Genomic DNA, 20,581 nt, shown 5'->3' on the forward strand with positions numbered 1-20,581 from the left:
GGCTTCAGGTTGACTAGCGGATAAATAAGGTCGTAATAAACACTAACCTTCGCTGACCATGTTAATGGTGTACTTAGGTATATCCACCACCAGATCGCAATCAGGCACGCGAGACTGACAAGAGAGGCGACTCTCTGGTTCTAGTCCCCAGGCTTTATCTAACATATCATCTTCCAGCTCATCGCTTTCTTCAAGTTGATCAAAGCCTTCACGAATGATCACGTGACAAGTTGTGCAAGCACAAGACTTCTCACATGCATGTTCAATATGAATACCGTTACGTAATGCAACATCCAGAACGGTTTCACCTTGCTGTGCTTCAACTACCGCCCCATCAGGACATAACTCTTCATGGGGTAAAAAAACTATTTGCGGCATACTCTTACCTATATATTGTCAACCGACTGGCCCTTAAGTGCCAACCGAATAGAATTGTCCATACGTTTTGCGGCGAAAGTTTGACTTGCATTATCTAACGCTTCAATCGCTTTTTCGATCGCATCTGCATCGCCCTGCGCCGCAGTTTGTGCCAAATGAGCCATACCTTGTTCGATGGCTGCGGCTTCCTCGGCAGATAACAGCTCACTGTCTTTGGCCAAAGCTGCCGAAAGAGACTCTAGCACTCGCGCGGCCTCCACTTGCTGCTCTGCCGCCATGCGACGTTCAATATCTTCCTTCGCATGCGCCATTGAATCTTTGAGCATCGAACCAATTTCTTCATCGGTCAATCCAAATGAAGGTTTAACTTGGATCGTTGCCTGAACCCCTGATGATTTTTCCATTGCTGTAACGCTGAGCAACCCGTCGGCATCCACTTGGAAAGTAACCCGAATATGCGCCGCCCCGGCGGCCATCGGCGGGATACCTTTTAAGGTGAAACGCGCAAGCGAGCGGCAATCAGCCACTAATTCACGTTCCCCCTGCACCACATGAAATGCCATCGCCGTTTGACCATCTTTAAAGGTGGTAAACTCTTGCGCTCTGGCGACAGGAATAGTGGTATTACGTGAAACAACCTTTTCAACCAGCCCGCCCATGGTTTCAATCCCTAACGACAGGGGTAATACATCAAGCAATAATAGATCGGAGTCAGGTTTATTGCCCACCAAAATATCGGCTTGTATTGCGGCGCCAATAGCCACGACGCGATCGGGATCGATTGATGTTAAAGGCTGACGACCAAAAAACTCAGCCACACGTTGACGCACAAGCGGCACGCGTGTCGAGCCACCCACCATCACCGTTTCTAACACTTCTTCGGCTTTAATGCCGGCATCGCGCAAAGCGCGACGGCAACTGGCGATGGTCTTCTTAACCAATGACTCAATGATCGCATCAAACTGCGCTTTGGTCACCGTTTGTTGTAATTGACGTCCGTCAGCAAGCTGCAAATGCGCTAGCGTACTATCGTCTTCAGTCAATGCCTCTTTGACACGGCGGCTTTCAATTAATAACCCACGGCGTTCTTGCGCTGTTAAGCTGCTTAATTGCCAATGATCTTGCAGGTGCTGTGCTAATGCGTGGTCGAAATCATCGCCCCCCAGCGCCGAGTCACCGCCGGTGGCCATCACTTCAAACACCCCTCTATTGAGACGTAAAATAGAGATGTCAAAGGTGCCACCACCTAAATCATAAATGGCAATCATTCCCTCTTGGCCAGAATCTAAGCCGTAGGCAATAGCTGCTGCGGTTGGCTCGTTAAGTAAACGTAATACTTTAATACCAAGCAGACCCGCTGCATCTTTAGTACCTTGACGCTGTGCATCATCAAAATACGCAGGCACAGTGATCACTACACCCTCAAGCGATCCGCCTAAGGTTTTTTCAGCGCGTTCAACTAAAGGCTTTAAAATTTCGGCAGAAATTTGAATCGGATTATATTGACCACCAGCCGTATTAAATAATGGCAGACCATTAGTACTGGCAGAAAATTGATAAGGTAACGATTGATCTTGTGCTTGAATATCATCCAAGCTGCGGCCCATGAAACGCTTAACAGAAACAACCGTATTGAGCGGATCTTGAGCTGAATATCGCTCGGCTTCTACACCGACCTGTACGCCCTCTGGTGTAAAACGCACTACAGAGGCAAGTGCATGACGTCCGGTTTCATCGGCAAGGGTATCTGCCACGCCACTGCGAACAGCAGCGACTAAAGAATTGGTGGTGCCTAAATCGATCCCGACTGCCAGTCTATGTTGATGGGGTGCTGCGCTTAGTCCGGGTTCAGCTATCTGCAAAAGTGCCATATCTATCCAACTTAAAAAATAAAGGCTCAATAGATATTGAGCCAATCAACAATTATTCGCCTCTAAAAAAGAGCATCTTCAGCTCTAGCGAGTTCATCTTGCAATTTCGCCATGAACTTGAGTTTGCGGATCAGATCCGCCGCATTAACCAAGTCTTGTTGATCATCACTACCGATAAGCTGACTCATTTGCACTGTTATCTGCTCTCGATAGCTAGCAAACGAGTGATGTAATTGATCGATTAGCGCATCGGGATCATCACAATGCTTGATCGCTTCAAGCGATTCACGCCATTCCATCTGCTGCATTAAAAACTGGGTGTCTTTAACCGTAGTGGACTCGTGACTCAGATCGATTCCTTTCAAGCTCAGCATATGTTCGGCACGTAAAATAGGATGCTTTAACGTGTTATACCCATCATTCACCTGCGCAGTGCGCTGTACGGCAATACGTTTGTCTTGCTCGCTGGCATTAGCAAACTTGTCAGGATGCACCGTCCGCTGCAGATCGCGATAGCGTTCTGCAAGCAAGACAGTGTCGAGGTCATATACAGGCGATAAACTAAACAACTCAAAGTAGTTCATGTATTTAGATTCGGTAGTTAGACTGTAAAGCTTTCGCCACAGCCACACTCCCCTTTAGCGTTAGGGTTATTAAACTGAAATCCTTCATTGAGTCCTTCTTTAATGAAGTCTAACTCGATACCTTGAAGGTAGATAAAGCTTTTGGCATCAATGATGATTTTTACCCCATCGATATCAAAGACTTCATCATCGGCATTCAGATCATCAACAAACTCAAGTATGTAAGCCATACCTGAACATCCTGAGGTTTTTAGCCCCAAACGTAATCCAATACCTTTCCCGCGACTGGCCAAAAAGCTTTTCACCCTTTCGGCAGCCGCTGGAGTCATCGTTATTGCCATGTTAACTCCGAATATTACTTCTGATGCTTAGACTTGTAGTCTTCTAACGCCGCTTTAATCGCATCTTCTGCCAAAATTGAGCAGTGGATTTTAACAGGCGGTAATGCAAGCTCTTCAGCAATATCCGTATTTTTAATCGCTTGCGCTTGTTCAATAGTTTTACCTTTTACCCACTCGGTTACTAATGAACTTGACGCAATCGCACTGCCACAACCATACGTTTTAAACTTTGCATCTTCGATAATACCGTTATCGTCGATTTTAAGTTGTAACTTCATCACGTCACCACAGGCAGGTGCACCGACCATACCAGTAACCACTGTTGGGTCGTTTTTGTCGAATGAACCTACGTTACGTGGGTTCTCATAATGATCTATTACTTTTTCACTGTAAGCCATGATTCTGCTCCAATCGCTCTATTCGTTTATTAGCCGGATTAATGATGTGCCCATTCAACCTGAGACAGGTCAACGCCATCTTTAAACATCTCCCACAATGGAGACATCTCCCTTAAGTGACCAATAGACTTGTTAATGGTCTCTATCGCGTGGTCAATCTCTTCTTCTGTAGTGAAACGACCAATTGAGAAACGGATTGAGCTATGCGCCATTTCATCGTTTAGTCCTAACGCTCGAAGCACATAGCTTGGCTCCAAGCTTGCTGATGTACAGGCCGAACCTGACGAAACAGCCAAATCTTTCAATGCCATCATCAACGACTCACCTTCAACAAAGTTAAAGCTGACATTAAAGATGCCGCAGTATCCCTGTTCTACATCGCCATTAATATAGGTTTCTTCGATATCTTTGATACCGTCCCATAATCTGTCGCGTAAGCGGCGAATGCGCGCGTTATCCGCTTCCATGTCAGCTTTGGCTACGGCAGCCGCTTCACCCAAACCGACAATTTGGTGTGTCGCCAATGTACCACTGCGCATACCGCGTTCATGACCACCGCCATGCATAATCGCTTCTAAACGGATACGTGGTTTACGACGCACATAAAGCGCACCAATGCCTTTAGGACCGTACATTTTATGGCCTGAAATCGACATCAAATCGACTTTGCTTTTCTGTAAATCGATAGGCAATTTACCCGCACTCTGCGCAGCATCGACATGGAAAATCACTTTCTTTGCACGGCACAATTCGCCAATCGCATCGATATCATGAATGACACCAAGTTCATTGTTAACGTGCATCAGGCTAAGTAAGATAGTGTCTTCACGCATCGCCGCTTCAATTTTTTCTAGCGGGATAATGCCGTTAGCACCTGGCTCTAGGTAAGTCACTTCATACCCTTCACGCTCTAGCTGACGGCAGGTATCGAGTACGGCTTTGTGTTCGGTCTTGCTGGTGATGATGTGCTTACCCTTTTTATGATAAAAATGGGCAACACCTTTAATGGCTAGGTTGTCAGATTCTGTCGCGCCAGAGGTAAATACAATCTCGCGCGGATCGGCATTAATTAGCTCAGCAATCTGGTTACGAGCAATATCAACCGCTTCTTCGGCTTGCCAACCATAGCGATGCGAACGTGATGCTGGGTTACCAAAAATGCCATCCATCGTCAGGCATTGCATCATTTTTTCTGCAACACGAGGATCGACTGGCGTTGTTGCAGCATAATCTAAATAAATAGGAAGCTTCATCTCACACTCCGTACTTAGCGGACTAACACAGACCGCTTACCACGTACAAAAATAAATATTAGTTAAATAACAAAGTTAACTTAGGCAGTTACTCTTTGTTCCTGTTGTATTTTGTCCTGTTTAATTGAGATAAATTGAACATCTCGCTTGTTCATCAATCCGGCAAGACTAATGCCATTTAAAAAATCTGAAATCTGTTTGCTTAAATCACCCCAAAGTGAATGGGTTAGACAGCGAGTTCCACTTTGGCAATTTCCCAGACCTTGGCAACGGGTGGCATCAACAGACTCATCCACCGCTCTGACGACCATACCAACCGATATTTCACCGGCGTCAAATCCTAGACGATAACCACCGCCAGGACCTCTTACGCTCGAGACTAATCCATGTTTACGTAATTTAGCGAAGAGTTGCTCAAGATAGGATAGGGAGATTCCCTGACGTTCGGAGATGTCAGCTAACGGCACTGGGCCAGATGTAGAATGCATAGCAACGTCTAACATTGCCGTTACTGCATAGCGCCCTTTTGAAGTAAGTTTCATAGCTACCACTGCTCTCTAAAATGCTTAGGTCAATTCAACCATACTTGAGTAATTCAGTCAAGTATAAAACCTAGCAGTTTAGTCAGGTATTTAAGATGATAACGAAACAGATAAAATACCCTGATTCATTAGTGGGGTATTTAACCTGTTTCGCCCGCAAGATTCAATGTCACGAGACAATTAATCTGATTTTTCTTAAATTATGGGATCAAACTCATCAATCGCATGTTGGCGCTTTTCTGCAGCGGCTTGTTCTACATCGCTAAACTCATCGACATCAAGCTCAGGCAGACGCTCGGTGCAGACACTGCCGCCCATGCTTTGTACTGCTTGACACACCTCTTGAACTTTAGAGTCCATTAGGTGCATGTGATCGAGCATCTGGCCGATAGCATTGGCAACCGGATCGGGGTTATCAGGTGACACAGCATAAGCATCGAAACCGTACTTTTTGGCCATTTCGGTGCGGCGCAGGGCATGTTCTTTGGATTTCTCCGTTGGTTTAGCCACCACTCTTGCGGGGATGCCCACCACAGTCGTGTCTTTAGCCACTTCCTTAACCACCACAGAATTTGACCCCACGCGAGCACCATCGTGCATAGTGATCGGCCCCAGAATCTTGGCACCAGCCCCAATCACCACATTGTCACCCAAGGTTGGGTGACGTTTACCCGCTTGCCATGTTGTGCCCCCCAAGGTCACGCCATGATAAAGGGTACAATCATTGCCAATTTCAGCCGTTTCACCAATCACAACCCCCATACCATGGTCGATAAAAAACCGATCCCCAATGGTCGCGCCAGGATGGATCTCGACTCCCGTTAACCAGCGAGAAAACGTCGATATCGCTCGAGCCGTTAGGCGCCATTTGCGTTTCCATAATTTATGACTCAGCCGATGTATCCAAATTGCTTGCATACCTGGGTAGTTCATTAATATCTCTAAGGTGCTATTTGCCGCAGGGTCTCTGTGATAAATAGACTCGATATCGTCTTTAATTCTGGATATGACGCCCATGGACTTAATCTTCCTTTTTAACTGCTGAGTCTTGTTGCGACAGTTGCGCGTTATCGGCCAAAGACACTTTTTTATCAACAGAGGTTAAAATACCACGCAAGATATTCATCTCTTGGCTTTCAATGCGGGCACGGCTAAACAGACGACGCAGTTTAGTCATCACCTGCCCAGGGTGCTGTTTAACAATAAAACCCGTCGACAGTAACGTGTTTTCTAAATGATTAAAAAAGTTCTCTTGCTCTTTTGCCAGCGGATATTCAACGTGCTCAACTGCCTCTGGCGACTGATTAAGAAAAGCAACACGCGCTTCATAACAGATGATTTGCACCGCTTGCGCTAAGTTCAATGAGGTGTATTCAGGATTGGCTGGGATCGCCACATGATAGTTACACTTTTGCAGTTCTTCGTTAGAGAGGCCATTATTTTCACGACCAAATACAATCGCTACAGGCCCATTAACTGCTGAGGCGACTAATTTTTCCCCCGCCTGACGAGGATCAAGCATTGGCCAATCAAGGGTGCGACTACGGGCACTTGTGGCGATCACTAAGCTACAATCGGCAATTGCATCGGCAAGCGAATCAACCGTCACTGCATGCTTTAAGATATCAGACGCACCGGCGGCCAAAGCAACCGAGTGACCGTCTGGCGCCACTTTAGGTTCGGCTAAATATAGGGTAGATAATCCCATGGTCTTCATCGCACGAGCGGTAGAGCCAATATTACCAGGATGGGAGGTTCCTACGAGAACTACACGAATATTGCTAAGCATGAAACTCTTAATTTCTATCTATAGAACAGTGTCATTGATGGTATCACAGCGAAGTCAGATCCTTTATATAAAAATCTCTATTTGATATAACCGTAAAATCTCGTATAATGTGCGCCGATTATTTATATCTGTTCTTTAACATCCAGGGGATTGTAATGCATCCGATGCAGACTATTGCTGTGCGCGCCGCTCGCGCTGCCGGCCAAACGATTATGCGCGCCTACACCGAACTTGACCGTGTAGAAATTAGCGCAAAAGGTATCAATGACTACGTAACTAACGTGGATAAAGAAGCAGAAGCGGCCATTACATATCAGATTCGCAAGTCATACCCAGACCATACTATCGTTGCCGAAGAAGGTGGCGAGAATAAGGGCGACAATAAAGACTATATGTGGATTGTTGATCCCTTGGATGGCACTAACAACTTTGTTAGAGGCATCCCTCATTTCTCGGTATCGATTGCCGTACAATACAAAGGTAAAACCGAAGTCGCCGTAGTTTACGATCCTGTACGTGACGAGCTATTTACCGCAGTGCGTGGTAAAGGCGCAAAGTTAAACGATTTCCGTTTACGCGTAAGTAAAACTAACGACTTGAATGAAACAATTATTGCTACTGGTTTCCCATTCAAAGCCAAACAACACTCTGAAACTTACATGAAGCTATTTGCTGAAACCTTCAGCATGTGCGCCGATTTGCGCCGTGCGGGCTCAGCGGCTTTAGATCTAGCGTATGTAGCTGCTGGCCGTATGGATGCGTTTTTTGAGATCGGTCTTAAACCATGGGATATCGCTGCTGGCGATCTTATCGTGCGTGAAGCCGGTGGTACCGTTACTGACTTCACCGGTAACCATGGATATATGAATTCAGGCAACATCATTGCTGGTACGCCTAAAGCGACCGGATTACTGGTTAAAAGTTTCCGCCCATTACTTAGTGAAGCACTCAAGCGTTAATCGCCTGCATATTTCAGCTTAATAATGTGTGATAGCTTAAATACTAAACCGCCCCAATAAGGGCGGTTTTTTTTACATTTCCAAGATAACACCTTCCCACGCGAGACAGGCTAACATACCAGATACATGATTGCTGCATGCTCCTTTGCTACGCACATATCCGTTTAAGCAAGTAAAAGCTACATACCGCCATTTAACACACTGTTTTATCGCTTAATACATTGGCTAAATTCTAAAATACAACACAGCATGACTATACCAATAGATCAATTTGTGAATAAAATCACAAACATCTGCTAGCGCAATACACAATTGTTGATACCATCTATAAAAACACTAATGAGAGTTGTTTATGGGAAAGCTTTATGTTCGCTATGGTTCAAAAAGTATCAAGGCGGTTGAATACTTCGTCTTAATCATAATCGCTATTGCCACTATGGTCGCGATAGGTCAAGAAGTGGTGCATATCATAATTATGCGCAAAGTCGCACTAGAAGATCTGCTACTGCTGTTTATCTATCTCGAAGTACTCGCCATGGTGGCTAATTATGCTGAGTCGGGAAAACTACCGGTACGAATGCCACTGTATATTGCCATTGTGGCATTAGCTCGCTACTTGATCTTGGATATGAAAAGCATGGATGACTGGCGTATTATTGCGATTGCTGTTTCGACTTTCGTTCTGGCTGGCACGGTAATAGTGATCCGTTGGGGACAACTCAAATTGCCTTATCCACGTAATAGTGATGACCTTTAATATTCTTGCTTATCAAACTATAACGGCGCTTTCTAGCGCCGTTTGTTTAACTATGTGCTGACATCAAAACTATGCTAGCTTTAAGCCATTAGGACTATTCAAACACAACAAGGAAAATCAATGAACCTGCAGCAAGAGCTTGATGAACGTCGTAAGTCACTTCGAGTTGATATGGAGTCTGAGCGAATTAAGATTACCTGGACAGACACCAATGGCGAGATTAGGTGCGACGATGCTTTATGTGTGGATCTTTCCCGTCGAGGTGTACTCATCGAGTATCATCAATCTTTTACCTTAGGTGAATTACTCGATATCACGTTTAATGCCAATACCGATAAACAAAACCAAATTAAGGCACAAGTGTGCCGCTGCCAGCAACAAGATGGCGAGAAATTTCGTATTGCACTACAAATTATTTAGGTATCTCAATAGCTAATTATATATTTTCAAAAAAACAGATAACGCTAATTTATACTAACACACTGACTTAATGGTTAAGTCACGCAATGCTCTATTTGAGGGAGACACAGACATGATTTTGCTTGTAGGCGGTGAGAAAGGAGGCGCGGGTAAAAGCTGTATGGCGCAAAACATTGCTGTTCATATCACTCAAAAACATAACGCGAATGTGTTAATGGTCGATTGTGACCCACAGCGCACCACTTCAGATTGGATCCAAGCTCGTAATGAAGACCCTAGTCTTCCACCCATTAACTGTATTCAATTATACGGTAAGATCCGTAATGACTTACTCGGACTAGACCAACGCTTCGATTATGTCATTGTCGATTGTGGCGGCCAAGACAACCTCGCCATGCGCGCCGCCATGTCGGTAGCCAACTATGTGTTATTGCCACTGCGACCGAAACGCCGCGACCTCAAAACCCTACCCCACATGGAAGATATGCTCAGTACCTGTAAAATGGTTAACCCCAAAATGGTCGCTGCGGTAGTCATAACTCAATGCCCTTCACTGCCTAATCAGTATAAGCGCATCTTAGAAGCCAAAGAGGTGGTCGAATCCTTCGGACTAAGGGCATTAAACGCTGTCACTTTCAGCCGCAATATCTACGACGATAGCGAAGAGCAAGGCTCATCGGTACTCGAAATAGAGCCCGGCGGTAAAGCCGCCATCGAAATACGTGCTATTAGCGATGAACTACTCGCCATACCACCTGAAAATTCTTATGAGCTTAACTGATCTGAAGCGGCGTAAGCCTAAGCCGCGAAAATCACTCTCGATTGAAGAGTTTATCGAAGATGCCAACAATTATGCATTTGGCCAACCCAGCCTATCCCAGCGTACCAAGAAGAAACATAAAGCCAAGCAGACGGTTAGCCTTAAGAAGCAATCGAGTAAAATTTTTCGCCACGCCACTTTCACGCTCACTGAAAGTTGTATTGCACAGCTTAATCAATTGGCCAGAGACAATAAAATAGCCAAGTCTCGACTTATCCGGATGATGATTAAAGATTTTGCCGACAAGTCACCACAAGCCATAGAGCTGCTTATTGATGAAAACCAAGATTAACTAGCGAAGCGTTAGTGATGTGATAGGGCCGCGTATACTGTCGCGGCCCAAACACTTTAAAGGCTAATGATGACAAATTTTATCGACTGCGGTCTCAATTCCCATTGCTGACTCAATAAACTTACCTTTACGTTCTAAAAAAGCAATCAATTGCTCAGCCGACATCTCTGTCGCCGAGCACGTATGATATTTTGCCTGTTCACCAAACTGAGTCGCCATTAATTTCATAAGTTCTGTTTTCGATATAGCGCCGCCTAAAGACAGCATAAGTTGCATCACTTGATGACCATGAATCGAGTCTGACATCGTAACCTCAATAAAGATTTAATTAATACGCATGTTATAACTTATTATTGATATTAAAACCATGCGCTATAGCGCAAAGTGAACAGTTGTGGTCCCTTAAGGGCTAGTGCTATGCTCAAGAGTCCCATTACACCACTCTGCCGATGGCTTGGCTCATGCCGTTATAGGAACATCTGTTTTTATGCCGCTCATTTTATTGTTAACCCAACAGATGTGTTTATATCTAGTGATCGTTTACTTACTGAGTAAAACACCGCTATTTAAGCTGTTTGCCGAAACCGCGACCCGCTTACCCCATAAAATCTACATCTACTTTATCTTTTCAGGCTTTTGTATTTTGGCCACCTACTTTGGTGAGCAGACAAACGATGCCATTGCCAACACCCGTGCCATGGGCGCGGTATTAGGCGGCTTACTCGGCGGCCCGGTTACTGGTTTTTTGATTGGTTTAACGGGGGGGTTGCATCGTTACAGCTTGGGCGGCTTTACCGATCTGGCCTGTGCCATCTCAACCACATTAGAAGGCTTTTCAGCCGGGCTCGTCGGTTTATATCTACGTAAATTAGACAGGAGTGAATTGGTTTATACTCCCCTGCTCGTTTGCTTAGTGACCTTTTCAGCCGAAATGATGCAGATGGGGATTATTCTCGCCGTAGCACAGCCCTTTGATGATGCGGTTGAACTGGTCAAACAGATTGCACTTCCCATGCTGCTGGTTAATTCAATCGGCGCCGCGCTGTTTATGAGTATGGTGCGCGACCAAAAAACCATGTTCGATAAGCTATCATCGGCATTTTCGACTAAAGCGCTCAGAATTGCCGAGCGCAGCGTTGGGGGGTTATCCAGAGGCTTCGATCAAGAGAGTAGCACTAAAGTTGCGCAGATCATTATTGAAGAAACCCATGTTGGCGCCGTAGCCATTACCGACCGAGAAAAACTGCTGGCCTTTATCGGCATCGGCGATGATCATCACATTCCTGGCACCCCCATTTCATCGAAAATCACCCAAGATGCAATCGAGCAAAATTGTGTCATGTTTGCCGATGGAGTGGAAACGCGTTATGCCTGTTCAATCTCTAATCAATGCCGCTTAGGTTCAAGCCTAGTGATCCCGCTGCGATGTGAGTCAGAAGTGATCGGCACGATTAAGTTATATGAACCCAAAAACAAACTATTTTTAAATATTAACAAGACATTGGGCGAAGGTATTGCACGATTAATGTCTAATCAAATCCTATATGGCCGCTACGAACAACAGCAGAATTTATTGACACAATCAGAACTAAAACTACTGCAAGCTCAGGTCAATCCTCACTTTTTGTTTAACGCCTTAAACACCATCGCTGCCATTATTGGCCGTGATCCAGTAATGGCTCGCCAACTGATCCAACACTTAGCCCAATTTTTACGCATCAACTTAAAACGCACCACAGACCTGGTCACCCTAACGGATGAACTCGAACATATCGACGCCTACCTTATGATAGAAAAAGCGCGCTTTTTCGATAAATTAAGTGTCGAGATCGATATTCCAGCCTCGTTGCATCATCATAAATTGCCCGCATTTACCCTACAGCCCATTATCGAAAATGCCGTTAAACATGGTACATCTCACCTTATTGAGCCTGGTGAGATAAGGGTAAGTGGACGAGCCGACAACGACCAATTAATTTTGCAAGTCACCGATAACGCAGGATTATATGACACAACGCAGCAGACAGATAACTCAGGCCTGGGCATGTCGATTGTGCATAAACGCATTCAAAATCTGTTTGGCAATAGCTTTGGCGTCACGATAACATCGAGCCGCGATGAATATACGCAAATAACCATTACCTTACCGTTAACCACCAGCCCAATAGGACAGTCAAAGTGATCCGCTGTTTAATTATTGACGATGAGCCCTTTGCCCGCGATGCATTACAAGAGTTACTCAACGTCTATGACGATATTGAGGTGATCGGCCAATGTGCTAATGCCATTGAGGCGATACAATCGATTAGCAAATTAAAGCCTGATTTGATTTTTTTAGACATTCAGATACCCAAAATTACTGGCCTTGAAATGGTTGCCATGCTGGATCCTGATACTATGCCCCGAGTAGTATTTGTCACCGCCTATGATGAATATGCAATTCAAGCTTTTGACAATCATGCTTTTGACTATCTGCTTAAGCCCATTGATGCAGCTCGCTTGCAGACCAGCATTCATCGTCTACGTAAAGATTTGCCCCAACCCTCACTGAGCGCCATTTTACCCACAACACTGGAACATGTGCCCTGTTATTGCGGCAATCGCCTCAAAGTGATTAACATCAGAGATGTCGAATACGCGTTCAGCGATTTAAGCGGCATCCATGTTACCACCGCCAATGAGCAGGTGCATACGCATCTCACCCTTAAAGTACTCGAAGAGAAGACAGCGCTAATACGTTGTCACAAGCAGTATCTTGTTGCGCCCCACGCTATCAGTGAAATTGTGATGCAGGAAAATGGCGCTGATGTTATTACCCATTCAGGCAAAACGATACCTGTATCACGGCGATTTTTAAAACCACTAAAACAGCTATTTGGCTTTCATTGATTAGCTCCTAGGCTCCCATTTACACGAATGACTCGACGCGCAGGGGCTTGTGCTCGCCCAGTAGCCAAACCGTTAACCGCCTTAAATAACCGCTTAATCGCTTGATACGACCACTCACCTAAATGTCGATTTTATTCTCTCTCACAGGCGATACACTCTGCGTGTTTTTCACTGGGGGTATAGATTATGATGTGGTTTCTAATGTGTGTCGGCCTGCTAATTGGCGGATACTTCATCTACGGTAAATTTGTTGAAAAAGTCTTCGGCATAAATGAGGCGCGTCAAACGCCCGCCTTTACCCAAACCGACGGGGTAGATTTTGTCCCCATGTCTAAAGGTAAGGTCTACCTTATCCAACTGCTTAATATTGCCGGTGTTGGGCCTATCTTTGGCCCTATCTTAGGTGCACTTTATGGCCCTGCCGCCATGTTATGGATTGTGCTCGGCTGTATTTTTGCTGGTGCAGTCCACGATTATTTTTCAGGCATGCTCTCGGTAAGAAATAATGGCCAGTCGGTACCTAATCTTGCCGGTAAATACCTGGGCAAAAGTGCCAAACATTTTATGAATATTTTTGCCATCATCCTACTCTTGCTGGTCGGTGTGGTGTTTATTTCTGCGCCTGCTGGTTTGCTCGGCAAGTTAACCGGCTGGGATATTAGCATCTTCGTAGGGATTATTTTTACTTACTATTTAATCGCAACCATTGTCCCAGTAGATAAAATTATCGGTCGCCTATATCCTTTCTTCGGCGCCTTATTGCTGTTCATGTCTGTAGGGTTAACCATAGCGCTAGTCGTGTCGAGCGAACACTCTCTGTTACCTGGCTTTGAAGCAAGCGATTTTTTAACCAACCTTAATCCCAATGACATGCCACTGTGGCCTGCCCTGTTTATCACTATTGCCTGCGGTGCGATATCAGGTTTCCACGCGACTCAGTCACCGCTAATGGCTCGTTGTGTAGAAAATGAATCTAACGGCCGCTTTGTGTTCTTCGGCGCCATGATAGGCGAAGGGATCATTGCACTTATCTGGTGTGCTATCGCCTTATCTTTCTTCGGCGGTGTTGAAGGGCTCAATGCCGGTATGGCAGGTAACCCCGCTAACGTAGTATATGAAGCATCAACTGGCTTGTTGGGCGCTGTGGGTGGCTTTATGGCTATCTTAGGTGTCATTATTTTGCCTATCACATCTGGCGATACGGCGTTTCGTTCGGCCCGCTTGATTTTAGCCGAGTTCTTTAAGCTACCACAAACTGCGCTACCTAAACGTCTATTGTTGGCTATCCCACTGTTCATCATGGGCGCGATTTTAACTCAAGTCGATTTTGGGGTGATTTGGCGCTACTTTGGTGTGGCTAACCAAACAACCGCAGTGATGATGTTATGGACGGCATCTGCATACTTACTGCGTCACAATAAGTTCCATTGGATCTGTACCGTCCCAGCGATGTTTATGACCACAGTGGTGATAAGCTTCCTGCTCAACTCGGCAACCTTAGGCGCAGGGCTACCGATGATGCTATCTACGATTGCTGGTGTAGTGTCAACGCTCGTCATCACCGCGCTCATCATGGTTAACACCAAAGGTAAAGGCGAGGATGAGGATGAAACATCTTTGGTAGAAAAAGCTTAACCACGCATAAGTCGCCTTGCACACCTGTAAAAAAGCCAGTCTGGAGACTGGCTTTTTTAACACTCAAATATAAGCAAGCACTACTCTTTTAGCACCTGGTCTTTTAGCACCTCGGGAATAATCTGCACACTACCGCGATCATTAGACATCCAAATTTCGCCTTCGCTAATATTAAATTGCACTATCATGCTGCGACTCACCAGCTCACCCATGGCTTTTACCGCATCTTCGGGAATATTCCACACTTTTAAATTCTGATAACGTGCAAACGCTTGTTGATTTTGTTGCCACCATATCGGTACGCTGCGTCCGCCGTAAGCAAACAACTGCACCTGTTTTGAACGGCCACAGGCTTTTCGAACCCATTTCTCATCACTTTGACCAAACTCAACCCAGAGCTCTATTTCGTCGCTCAATGATTTTTGCCACAACTCCGGCTCATCTTCAACACATAAACCTTTGCTAAACTGCAAGCTATCGCTGGCATTAAGGGCAAAGGCCAGCAGGCGCAACATCATACGAGCATCGGTTTCTGACGGGTGCTGCGCGAGGGTAAGGTTATGATCGTGGTAATATCCACGATCCATATCAGCTATCTGTAGATTGGCTTTATAAACCGTTGCTTTAGGGGCCATATTAATCAAAATTATGAATGATACGGCTAGTTTACCTTAATTACGCCAAGCAACACACAGCCGATACTGCGCAAATGGCTGCAATCGCGCTATAGCGACCCACCGCGCAGCCACTTCGCCATGGGAAAATGAGCAACCAGCCTTGAAATCGTCGCCACCTCCGCAAACAGCAACACTCGCTCACCTTTAGCATACTGGGCATTGATAACGCTCAGAGAAGGCATACTCGCTCGCGACGCATCACGGCGGACTAATTCAACTAAATCGCTAGGCAGCGCAATATCGCTACAAAGTGTGTCTATTCGCTGTAATAAAGGCATGGCGGCTATCGGTAGCAGCTCAACTTTGGTTTGATCGTCAATCAATAAAATCTCCCCCTCATTCGATAGCTGCCTAAACGCATTGTCATAGCGCCTAAGCGTATCAGCATCAAACTTATCGCCGTTGCTGATAAAAAACTGCTCCCAAAATAGCTTACGCTGACTAAAGTCAGGTAAACGTTGCTGCACCTCAACTCGCCTCTCGGCAATAAAATCAAACAGTTCACTGAGGGAGTTAGGCAACCAAGTTTCTAAACGTGAACGTAGCTCGCGGGCAAACACCGGCGCAGCACCCGCTGTGCTTATGGCCACCAGCAGGCGACCTCTATCGACAATTGATGGGGTAATAAAACGGCATAAGCCGGGAGAATCAACCACATTGACCCATATTCCCTTCACGGTCGCGTGCAGTGCCATATCACGGTTAAACGCATCATTGGCAGTTGCCAAATATAACAGATCGACATTGGCAATATCATCTGTGTTGGCCGCTCGCTGATGTAGTCTTATCCGACCTTGTCTGGCATAAGATCGCACCTCATCACAAATATCAGGTGCAATCACCTCAATTTCGGCTAAGGTTCGACTGAGTAGATCCAATTTGCGACTGGCCACTTCGCCAGCGCCAATAATTAAAACTCGCAGGGATTGAGTATCAACAAATAAAGGGAAATACTGCATAAGGAAGCGCTCTCTTTAGCTAAAGCGGAGGGAATAATTGTAAGTAAATAATAGCATTAGCGCTCAAGTAAGGCGACTGGCACAATAGAGCATCCAGCATTTAGCTGATGTGACAAACGCAGAACATACGCCCTATTGCAATGGCAACTACGTAAGTTCTACTCGGCAAGCAAAGAGCCAATATGACTTAGGTGAATCAAGATAAGTGATAACACTTAAAATCGCTTATTCACAAGTCAGCAAGATAGTTTATTAACTCAAACGTTCACTTCGTTCGGCACTGCAATGCCAACACAATTCAAAACTGCCTTCATTCATCTCATGACACTTAAGGCACTGCCATTGTGGACTCTCAGTGTTGAGAGTTTCAAGCTGTGCTCTGGCCGCCTCATATTGTGACTCGGTAACCCAAAGCTCAACATCTTGCAGATCGGTTGGCAGTTCGCCAATGCCACCTAGCAGCGCTTCACCACGCAGCTCAACCTCTATACCACAAGCTTCGAGCATCCCTTTCCAACTATGGGCTTGTAACAAGTTGCCACCGGCGACTAACCTAGTACGTTCTTCCATGTGTTTTCTCCTACTGCAACAATTCAGACAGCGAATGGTTAGGCGAATCAATTAACCGCCAACATCCTAACGTCAATCAGGGCTGGTTGTCGAGAAAAACGCGATCAAAAAACCAACATCTTGATGCAAAAAAAGCCACAGAATGTGGCTTTTTACATCAACAACATGATTGATGACATTAAACTGTTAAAAACAGAACGATAAATTACGTTTATCGTTGATGCTTCTGTTTGTTTAAGGCATTAATGCATCTTGATCGGCACCCTCTTTTTCAATCTCAACAGGCATCATGTGTTCGCGGTTGATCCCCAATTTCACAGCAAGGAAACTCGCCACGTAAATTGATGAAAAAGTACCCACGAAAATCCCCATCAGCAAGGCTGTCGCGAAGCCATGGATCATGGTGCCCCCCTTAAGGAATAGTGCCACAACAACCACCAAGGTGGTACCAGTAGTAATAATGGTACGACTCATAGTTTGAGTGATTGAGGTATTGACAATCTCTTCAGGGGTACCTTTACGCATCTTGAGGAAATTCTCACGAATACGGTCAAACACAACAATGGTATCGTTAAGTGAGTAGCCGACAACTGTGAGTAAACCCGCCAGCACCGTTAAGTCGAATTCCAGTTGCAATAACGAAAATACCCCTAAGGTAACAATCACATCGTGAGCCAGCGCGGCCACCGAGCCCATGGCTAAACGCCATTCGAAACGAAATGACACATAAATAAGGATACAGATCAGCGCCACTAATACCGCTAACCCACCTTGCTCAGCAAGTTCCTTACCCACTTGCGGACCGACAAACTCGACGCGCTTTTGGACCACACTAGGATCGATAGCACTGGCGGCTTCCATCACGTGCTCCACTTGCGTATCACTCTTGATATCCGCTTTCACAGGTAAACGTACCAACACATCGCGGCTCGAACCAAAGTTCTGCACCACGGCACCATCGGTCGCATCTGACGTCAACACACTGCGTAACTGGTTAAGATCAACCGGTTGAGAAAACTCCATCTCAACCACTGTACCACCAGTAAAATCTAACCCCCAGTTAATGCCTTTAAACGTTAACGAGGCCAATGAACCTACCACTAAGATCATTGACAAGATACTGATCGGCAACGCATGGCGTAAGAAGTTGATCGTGCCTTTTATTGATAAAATCTGGAACATAGTCAACTTCCCCTTAAATAGACAGTTTCTTCACGCGCTTACCACCCCATATCGCATTCACAATAGAGCGAGTGCCGACAATGGCGGTAAACATCGACGTGGCAATACCTATCATCAGTGTCACCGCAAAGCCTTTAACGGCACCGGTACCCACGGCAAATAGAATTAACGCTGTCATAAAGGTGGTTATGTTCGCATCGGCAATGGTTGAAAACGCATTACCATAACCTTCGTGTATCGCTTGTTGCACACTGCGGCCCGCGCGAAGTTCTTCACGAATACGCTCATAAATAAGCACGTTACCGTCAACAGCCATACCCACGGTTAACACCATACCAGCAATACCAGGCAGGGTTAACACCGCGCCAGGGATCATCGACATCACGCCCACCACCATCACTAGGTTAGCCGTTAACGCGAGGTTGGCAATCAAACCAAAACCACGGTAGTAGACCAACATAAAGATAAGTACGACAGCCATACCCCATACCATTGCCTGAACACCGTTTTCGATGTTTTCGGCACCAAGGCTTGGACCAATGGTACGTTCTTCAACAATCGATACAGGAGCAATCAAGGCTCCAGCACGCAGTAGCAAGGCTAAGTTTTGCGCTTCAGAGTGGTCTAGGCCGGTAATGACGAAGTTACGTCCCAAACGCGCTTGAATAGTCGCCACTGAGATCACTTCCTCAATCTTGTCCATCTTAACGCTGCCATCAGGGTTCTTCGCGCCGTTATCTTTATACTCTATGAACAAGGTCGCCATCGGTTTACCGATGTTGTCTTTGGTCACATTTGAGAAGATAGCGCCACCTTTGGCATCGAGGTTAATCGACACTTGTGGACGGCTGTATTCATCAAAACTAGGTTGAGCACCTTGAATATGATCACCGGTTAGCATGACCGCTTTTTGCAGCACCACTTGACCGCCTTGGCGACGATTGTAGACTTGCGATCCTGCAGAGATACGCCCACTGGCAATCGCAGCCGCATCGGCTTTTTCGTCAACCATATGGAACTCAATTGACGCCGTTGCACCTAAAATATCTTTGGCACGTGCGGTATCTTGAACACCAGGCAATTCGACGATGATGCGTTCAGCCCCTTGGCGCTGAACCACAGGTTCTGCCACACCCAACTCGTTAACACGATTACGCAATGTAGTGATGTTTTGCTGCAGTGCTTCTTCCTTAATTTGCTTAAGGTAAGTTTCACTCATGTTCGCTAGTAACAAATAGTTGTCATTCGATGAGATATCGCTGAACACCATGTCGTTACTGCGCGTCTTGAGAAAACGTTCAGCTTTAGCAAGGCTATCGGCATCACGGAATTTAATCTCAATGCCTTTAGCGCTATTACGGATACCGGCATAACGAATTTTTTCGCTGCGAAGATCGGTTCTAAAATCGGCGATTTTAGCCTCGGTCATCTTACGAATCGCTTCGCTCATGTCCACTTCCATTAAGAAGTGCACACCACCACGTAAATCAAGACCTAGCTTCATTGGACTACCGCCCAGTGACTCTAACCACTTTGGCGTTGCCGGGGCTAAGTTGAGCGCGACAACATACTTATCACCGAGTGAGTCCGCAATGGCCTCTTTAGCGAGTAATTGTTGATCCGCATTAGCCACACGCACTAACAGTTGACCATTTTCCAGCTCAGAGCGCTTAACTTCGATGCCTTTTGTCGACAATAACTCATTGACTTGTGTCTGAGTCGATACGCTAACTTCGGCACCACGTGTCGCGACCACTTGCACTGCATGGTCTTCACCAAATAAATTTGGTATTGCGTAGAAAGCACCTATGGCGATGATGAACATCACCATTAGGTTTTTCCACATTGGGTATTTATTTAACACACCATCGCCCTCTTGGCTTAAAGTGACTTATTGTTACAACTTAAAGTGACTTAATCGACCCTTTAGGCAAAACAGCCGCAATGTAATCCTTTTTAATTGTGATTTCGCTGGTTTCATTGATGGTGAGTAACACGTAATCATTTTCATCACTGATTTTCGCGATCTTACCTAAGATCCCACCGCTGGTTAACACTTCGTCACCTTTGCTCAATGAGCTCATTAGGTTCTTATGTTCTTTAACGCGCTTGGATTGCGGGCGGAAAATCATAAAGTAAAAAATCAAGCCGAAAATGACCAACATGAAAATCAATTCCATGGTGCCACCACCTGCTGGTGCGCCTGCTGCGTTTGCATATGCATTTGAAATGAACATAATTCTCTCTTCTTATTAGCTGTAAGTA

General features: G+C 45.6%; 24 protein-coding genes. 8 read left to right on the forward strand and 16 right to left on the reverse strand.

Annotated elements, in window-relative coordinates; translation table 11 throughout:
* Positions 1 to 42: 42 nt before the first annotated feature.
* From fdx to trmJ, 9 genes are all read right to left on the reverse strand, one after another.
* Positions 43 to 378, reverse strand: a complete 336-nt coding sequence (gene fdx / locus AC5YBZ_RS10150; protein WP_110458878.1) for an ISC system 2Fe-2S type ferredoxin — start codon at positions 376 to 378, stop codon at positions 43 to 45.
* Positions 379 to 386: 8 nt separating this feature from the next.
* The gene (gene hscA, locus AC5YBZ_RS10155) at positions 387 to 2,249 is read right to left on the reverse strand and encodes a Fe-S protein assembly chaperone HscA (RefSeq protein WP_494518927.1); all 1,863 of its coding nucleotides are present in this window, start codon (positions 2,247 to 2,249) and stop codon (positions 387 to 389) included.
* A 62-nt stretch (positions 2,250 to 2,311) separates the two neighbouring features.
* Positions 2,312 to 2,833, reverse strand: a complete 522-nt coding sequence (gene hscB / locus AC5YBZ_RS10160) for a co-chaperone HscB (protein ID WP_494518926.1) — start codon at positions 2,831 to 2,833, stop codon at positions 2,312 to 2,314.
* A 17-nt stretch (positions 2,834 to 2,850) separates the two neighbouring features.
* Positions 2,851 to 3,174, reverse strand: coding sequence for an iron-sulfur cluster assembly protein IscA (gene iscA, locus AC5YBZ_RS10165; RefSeq protein WP_475514173.1), 324 nt, complete (start codon positions 3,172 to 3,174; stop codon positions 2,851 to 2,853).
* 14 nt (positions 3,175 to 3,188) lie between these two features.
* Positions 3,189 to 3,572, reverse strand: a complete 384-nt coding sequence (iscU, locus tag AC5YBZ_RS10170; RefSeq protein WP_494518925.1) for a Fe-S cluster assembly scaffold IscU — start codon at positions 3,570 to 3,572, stop codon at positions 3,189 to 3,191.
* Between the two features lie 38 nt (positions 3,573 to 3,610).
* Positions 3,611 to 4,825 (reverse strand): IscS subfamily cysteine desulfurase, encoded by a 1,215-nt coding sequence (locus AC5YBZ_RS10175; protein WP_475514174.1) that lies wholly within the window; start codon positions 4,823 to 4,825, stop codon positions 3,611 to 3,613.
* An 80-nt stretch (positions 4,826 to 4,905) separates the two neighbouring features.
* Positions 4,906 to 5,367 (reverse strand): Fe-S cluster assembly transcriptional regulator IscR, encoded by a 462-nt coding sequence (gene iscR, locus AC5YBZ_RS10180; protein ID WP_110458872.1) that lies wholly within the window; start codon positions 5,365 to 5,367, stop codon positions 4,906 to 4,908.
* Positions 5,368 to 5,562: 195 nt separating this feature from the next.
* On the reverse strand, positions 5,563 to 6,384 hold the full coding sequence (cysE, locus tag AC5YBZ_RS10185; RefSeq protein WP_494518924.1) for a serine O-acetyltransferase: 822 nt from the start codon (positions 6,382 to 6,384) through the stop codon (positions 5,563 to 5,565).
* Positions 6,385 to 6,388: 4 nt separating this feature from the next.
* Positions 6,389 to 7,156 carry a tRNA (cytosine(32)/uridine(32)-2'-O)-methyltransferase TrmJ gene (gene trmJ, locus AC5YBZ_RS10190; RefSeq protein ID WP_494518923.1) on the reverse strand — a complete coding sequence of 256 codons (768 nt, stop codon included), beginning with the start codon at positions 7,154 to 7,156 and terminating at the stop codon, positions 6,389 to 6,391.
* A 155-nt stretch (positions 7,157 to 7,311) separates the two neighbouring features.
* Between trmJ and suhB the strand changes: the two genes are divergently transcribed.
* The 5 genes from suhB to AC5YBZ_RS10215 all read left to right on the forward strand — a co-directional run bounded on the left by suhB (position 7,312) and on the right by AC5YBZ_RS10215 (position 10,404).
* Entirely contained in the window at positions 7,312 to 8,115 is an 804-nt protein-coding gene (gene suhB, locus AC5YBZ_RS10195) for an inositol-1-monophosphatase (RefSeq protein ID WP_475514177.1), read from the forward strand.
* Between the two features lie 352 nt (positions 8,116 to 8,467).
* Positions 8,468 to 8,872, forward strand: a complete 405-nt coding sequence (locus AC5YBZ_RS10200) for a phosphate-starvation-inducible protein PsiE (RefSeq protein WP_494518921.1) — start codon at positions 8,468 to 8,470, stop codon at positions 8,870 to 8,872.
* A gap of 120 nt (positions 8,873 to 8,992) precedes the next feature.
* Positions 8,993 to 9,292: a PilZ domain-containing protein gene (locus AC5YBZ_RS10205; RefSeq protein ID WP_494523622.1), complete on the forward strand. Its 300-nt coding sequence runs from the start codon at positions 8,993 to 8,995 to the stop codon at positions 9,290 to 9,292.
* 112 nt (positions 9,293 to 9,404) lie between these two features.
* Positions 9,405 to 10,073 (forward strand): AAA family ATPase, encoded by a 669-nt coding sequence (locus AC5YBZ_RS10210; protein ID WP_494518919.1) that lies wholly within the window; start codon positions 9,405 to 9,407, stop codon positions 10,071 to 10,073.
* Complete coding sequence (locus tag AC5YBZ_RS10215) at positions 10,060 to 10,404, forward strand: replication protein RepA (protein ID WP_494518918.1); 345 nt, start codon at positions 10,060 to 10,062, stop codon at positions 10,402 to 10,404. The genes AC5YBZ_RS10210 and AC5YBZ_RS10215 overlap by 14 nt, the downstream gene beginning before the upstream one ends.
* 63 nt (positions 10,405 to 10,467) lie before the next feature.
* On the opposite strand, the gene AC5YBZ_RS10220 is transcribed toward AC5YBZ_RS10215, so the two are convergent.
* The gene (locus tag AC5YBZ_RS10220; RefSeq protein ID WP_494523623.1) at positions 10,468 to 10,710 is read right to left on the reverse strand and encodes a YecH family metal-binding protein; all 243 of its coding nucleotides are present in this window, start codon (positions 10,708 to 10,710) and stop codon (positions 10,468 to 10,470) included.
* A gap of 181 nt (positions 10,711 to 10,891) precedes the next feature.
* Here AC5YBZ_RS10220 and AC5YBZ_RS10225 point away from each other — a divergent pair, with 181 nt between their 5' ends.
* The 3 genes from AC5YBZ_RS10225 (at position 10,892) to AC5YBZ_RS10235 (ending at position 14,928) form a co-directional block, all read left to right on the forward strand.
* A complete protein-coding gene (locus tag AC5YBZ_RS10225) occupies positions 10,892 to 12,586 on the forward strand; it encodes a LytS/YhcK type 5TM receptor domain-containing protein (RefSeq protein ID WP_494523624.1) in 1,695 nt (564 codons plus the stop codon).
* On the forward strand, positions 12,583 to 13,293 hold the full coding sequence (gene btsR / locus AC5YBZ_RS10230; protein ID WP_494518915.1) for a two-component system response regulator BtsR: 711 nt from the start codon (positions 12,583 to 12,585) through the stop codon (positions 13,291 to 13,293). Before AC5YBZ_RS10225 ends, btsR begins: the two co-directional genes overlap by 4 nt.
* 186 nt (positions 13,294 to 13,479) lie before the next feature.
* A complete protein-coding gene (locus AC5YBZ_RS10235; RefSeq protein WP_494518914.1) occupies positions 13,480 to 14,928 on the forward strand; it encodes a carbon starvation CstA family protein in 1,449 nt (482 codons plus the stop codon).
* An 80-nt stretch (positions 14,929 to 15,008) separates the two neighbouring features.
* Here the strand turns inward: AC5YBZ_RS10235 and AC5YBZ_RS10240 are convergent, their stop codons facing one another.
* From AC5YBZ_RS10240 to yajC, 6 genes are all read right to left on the reverse strand, one after another.
* Positions 15,009 to 15,563 carry a YaeQ family protein gene (locus AC5YBZ_RS10240; protein ID WP_494518913.1) on the reverse strand — a complete coding sequence of 185 codons (555 nt, stop codon included), beginning with the start codon at positions 15,561 to 15,563 and terminating at the stop codon, positions 15,009 to 15,011.
* Between the two features lie 89 nt (positions 15,564 to 15,652).
* The gene (locus AC5YBZ_RS10245) at positions 15,653 to 16,564 is read right to left on the reverse strand and encodes a precorrin-2 dehydrogenase/sirohydrochlorin ferrochelatase family protein (protein WP_494518912.1); all 912 of its coding nucleotides are present in this window, start codon (positions 16,562 to 16,564) and stop codon (positions 15,653 to 15,655) included.
* 252 nt (positions 16,565 to 16,816) lie between these two features.
* Positions 16,817 to 17,134 carry a putative signal transducing protein gene (locus AC5YBZ_RS10250; RefSeq protein WP_494518911.1) on the reverse strand — a complete coding sequence of 106 codons (318 nt, stop codon included), beginning with the start codon at positions 17,132 to 17,134 and terminating at the stop codon, positions 16,817 to 16,819.
* Between the two features lie 234 nt (positions 17,135 to 17,368).
* Positions 17,369 to 18,316, reverse strand: coding sequence for a protein translocase subunit SecF (secF, locus tag AC5YBZ_RS10255; RefSeq protein ID WP_494518910.1), 948 nt, complete (start codon positions 18,314 to 18,316; stop codon positions 17,369 to 17,371).
* A gap of 13 nt (positions 18,317 to 18,329) precedes the next feature.
* On the reverse strand, positions 18,330 to 20,180 hold the full coding sequence (secD, locus tag AC5YBZ_RS10260; RefSeq protein WP_494542870.1) for a protein translocase subunit SecD: 1,851 nt from the start codon (positions 20,178 to 20,180) through the stop codon (positions 18,330 to 18,332).
* A 40-nt stretch (positions 20,181 to 20,220) separates the two neighbouring features.
* Positions 20,221 to 20,553 (reverse strand): preprotein translocase subunit YajC, encoded by a 333-nt coding sequence (gene yajC, locus AC5YBZ_RS10265; RefSeq protein WP_028773077.1) that lies wholly within the window; start codon positions 20,551 to 20,553, stop codon positions 20,221 to 20,223.
* Positions 20,554 to 20,581: the final 28 nt, after the last annotated feature.

The sequence above is a fragment of the Shewanella sp. 553 genome (genome assembly GCF_059338375.1).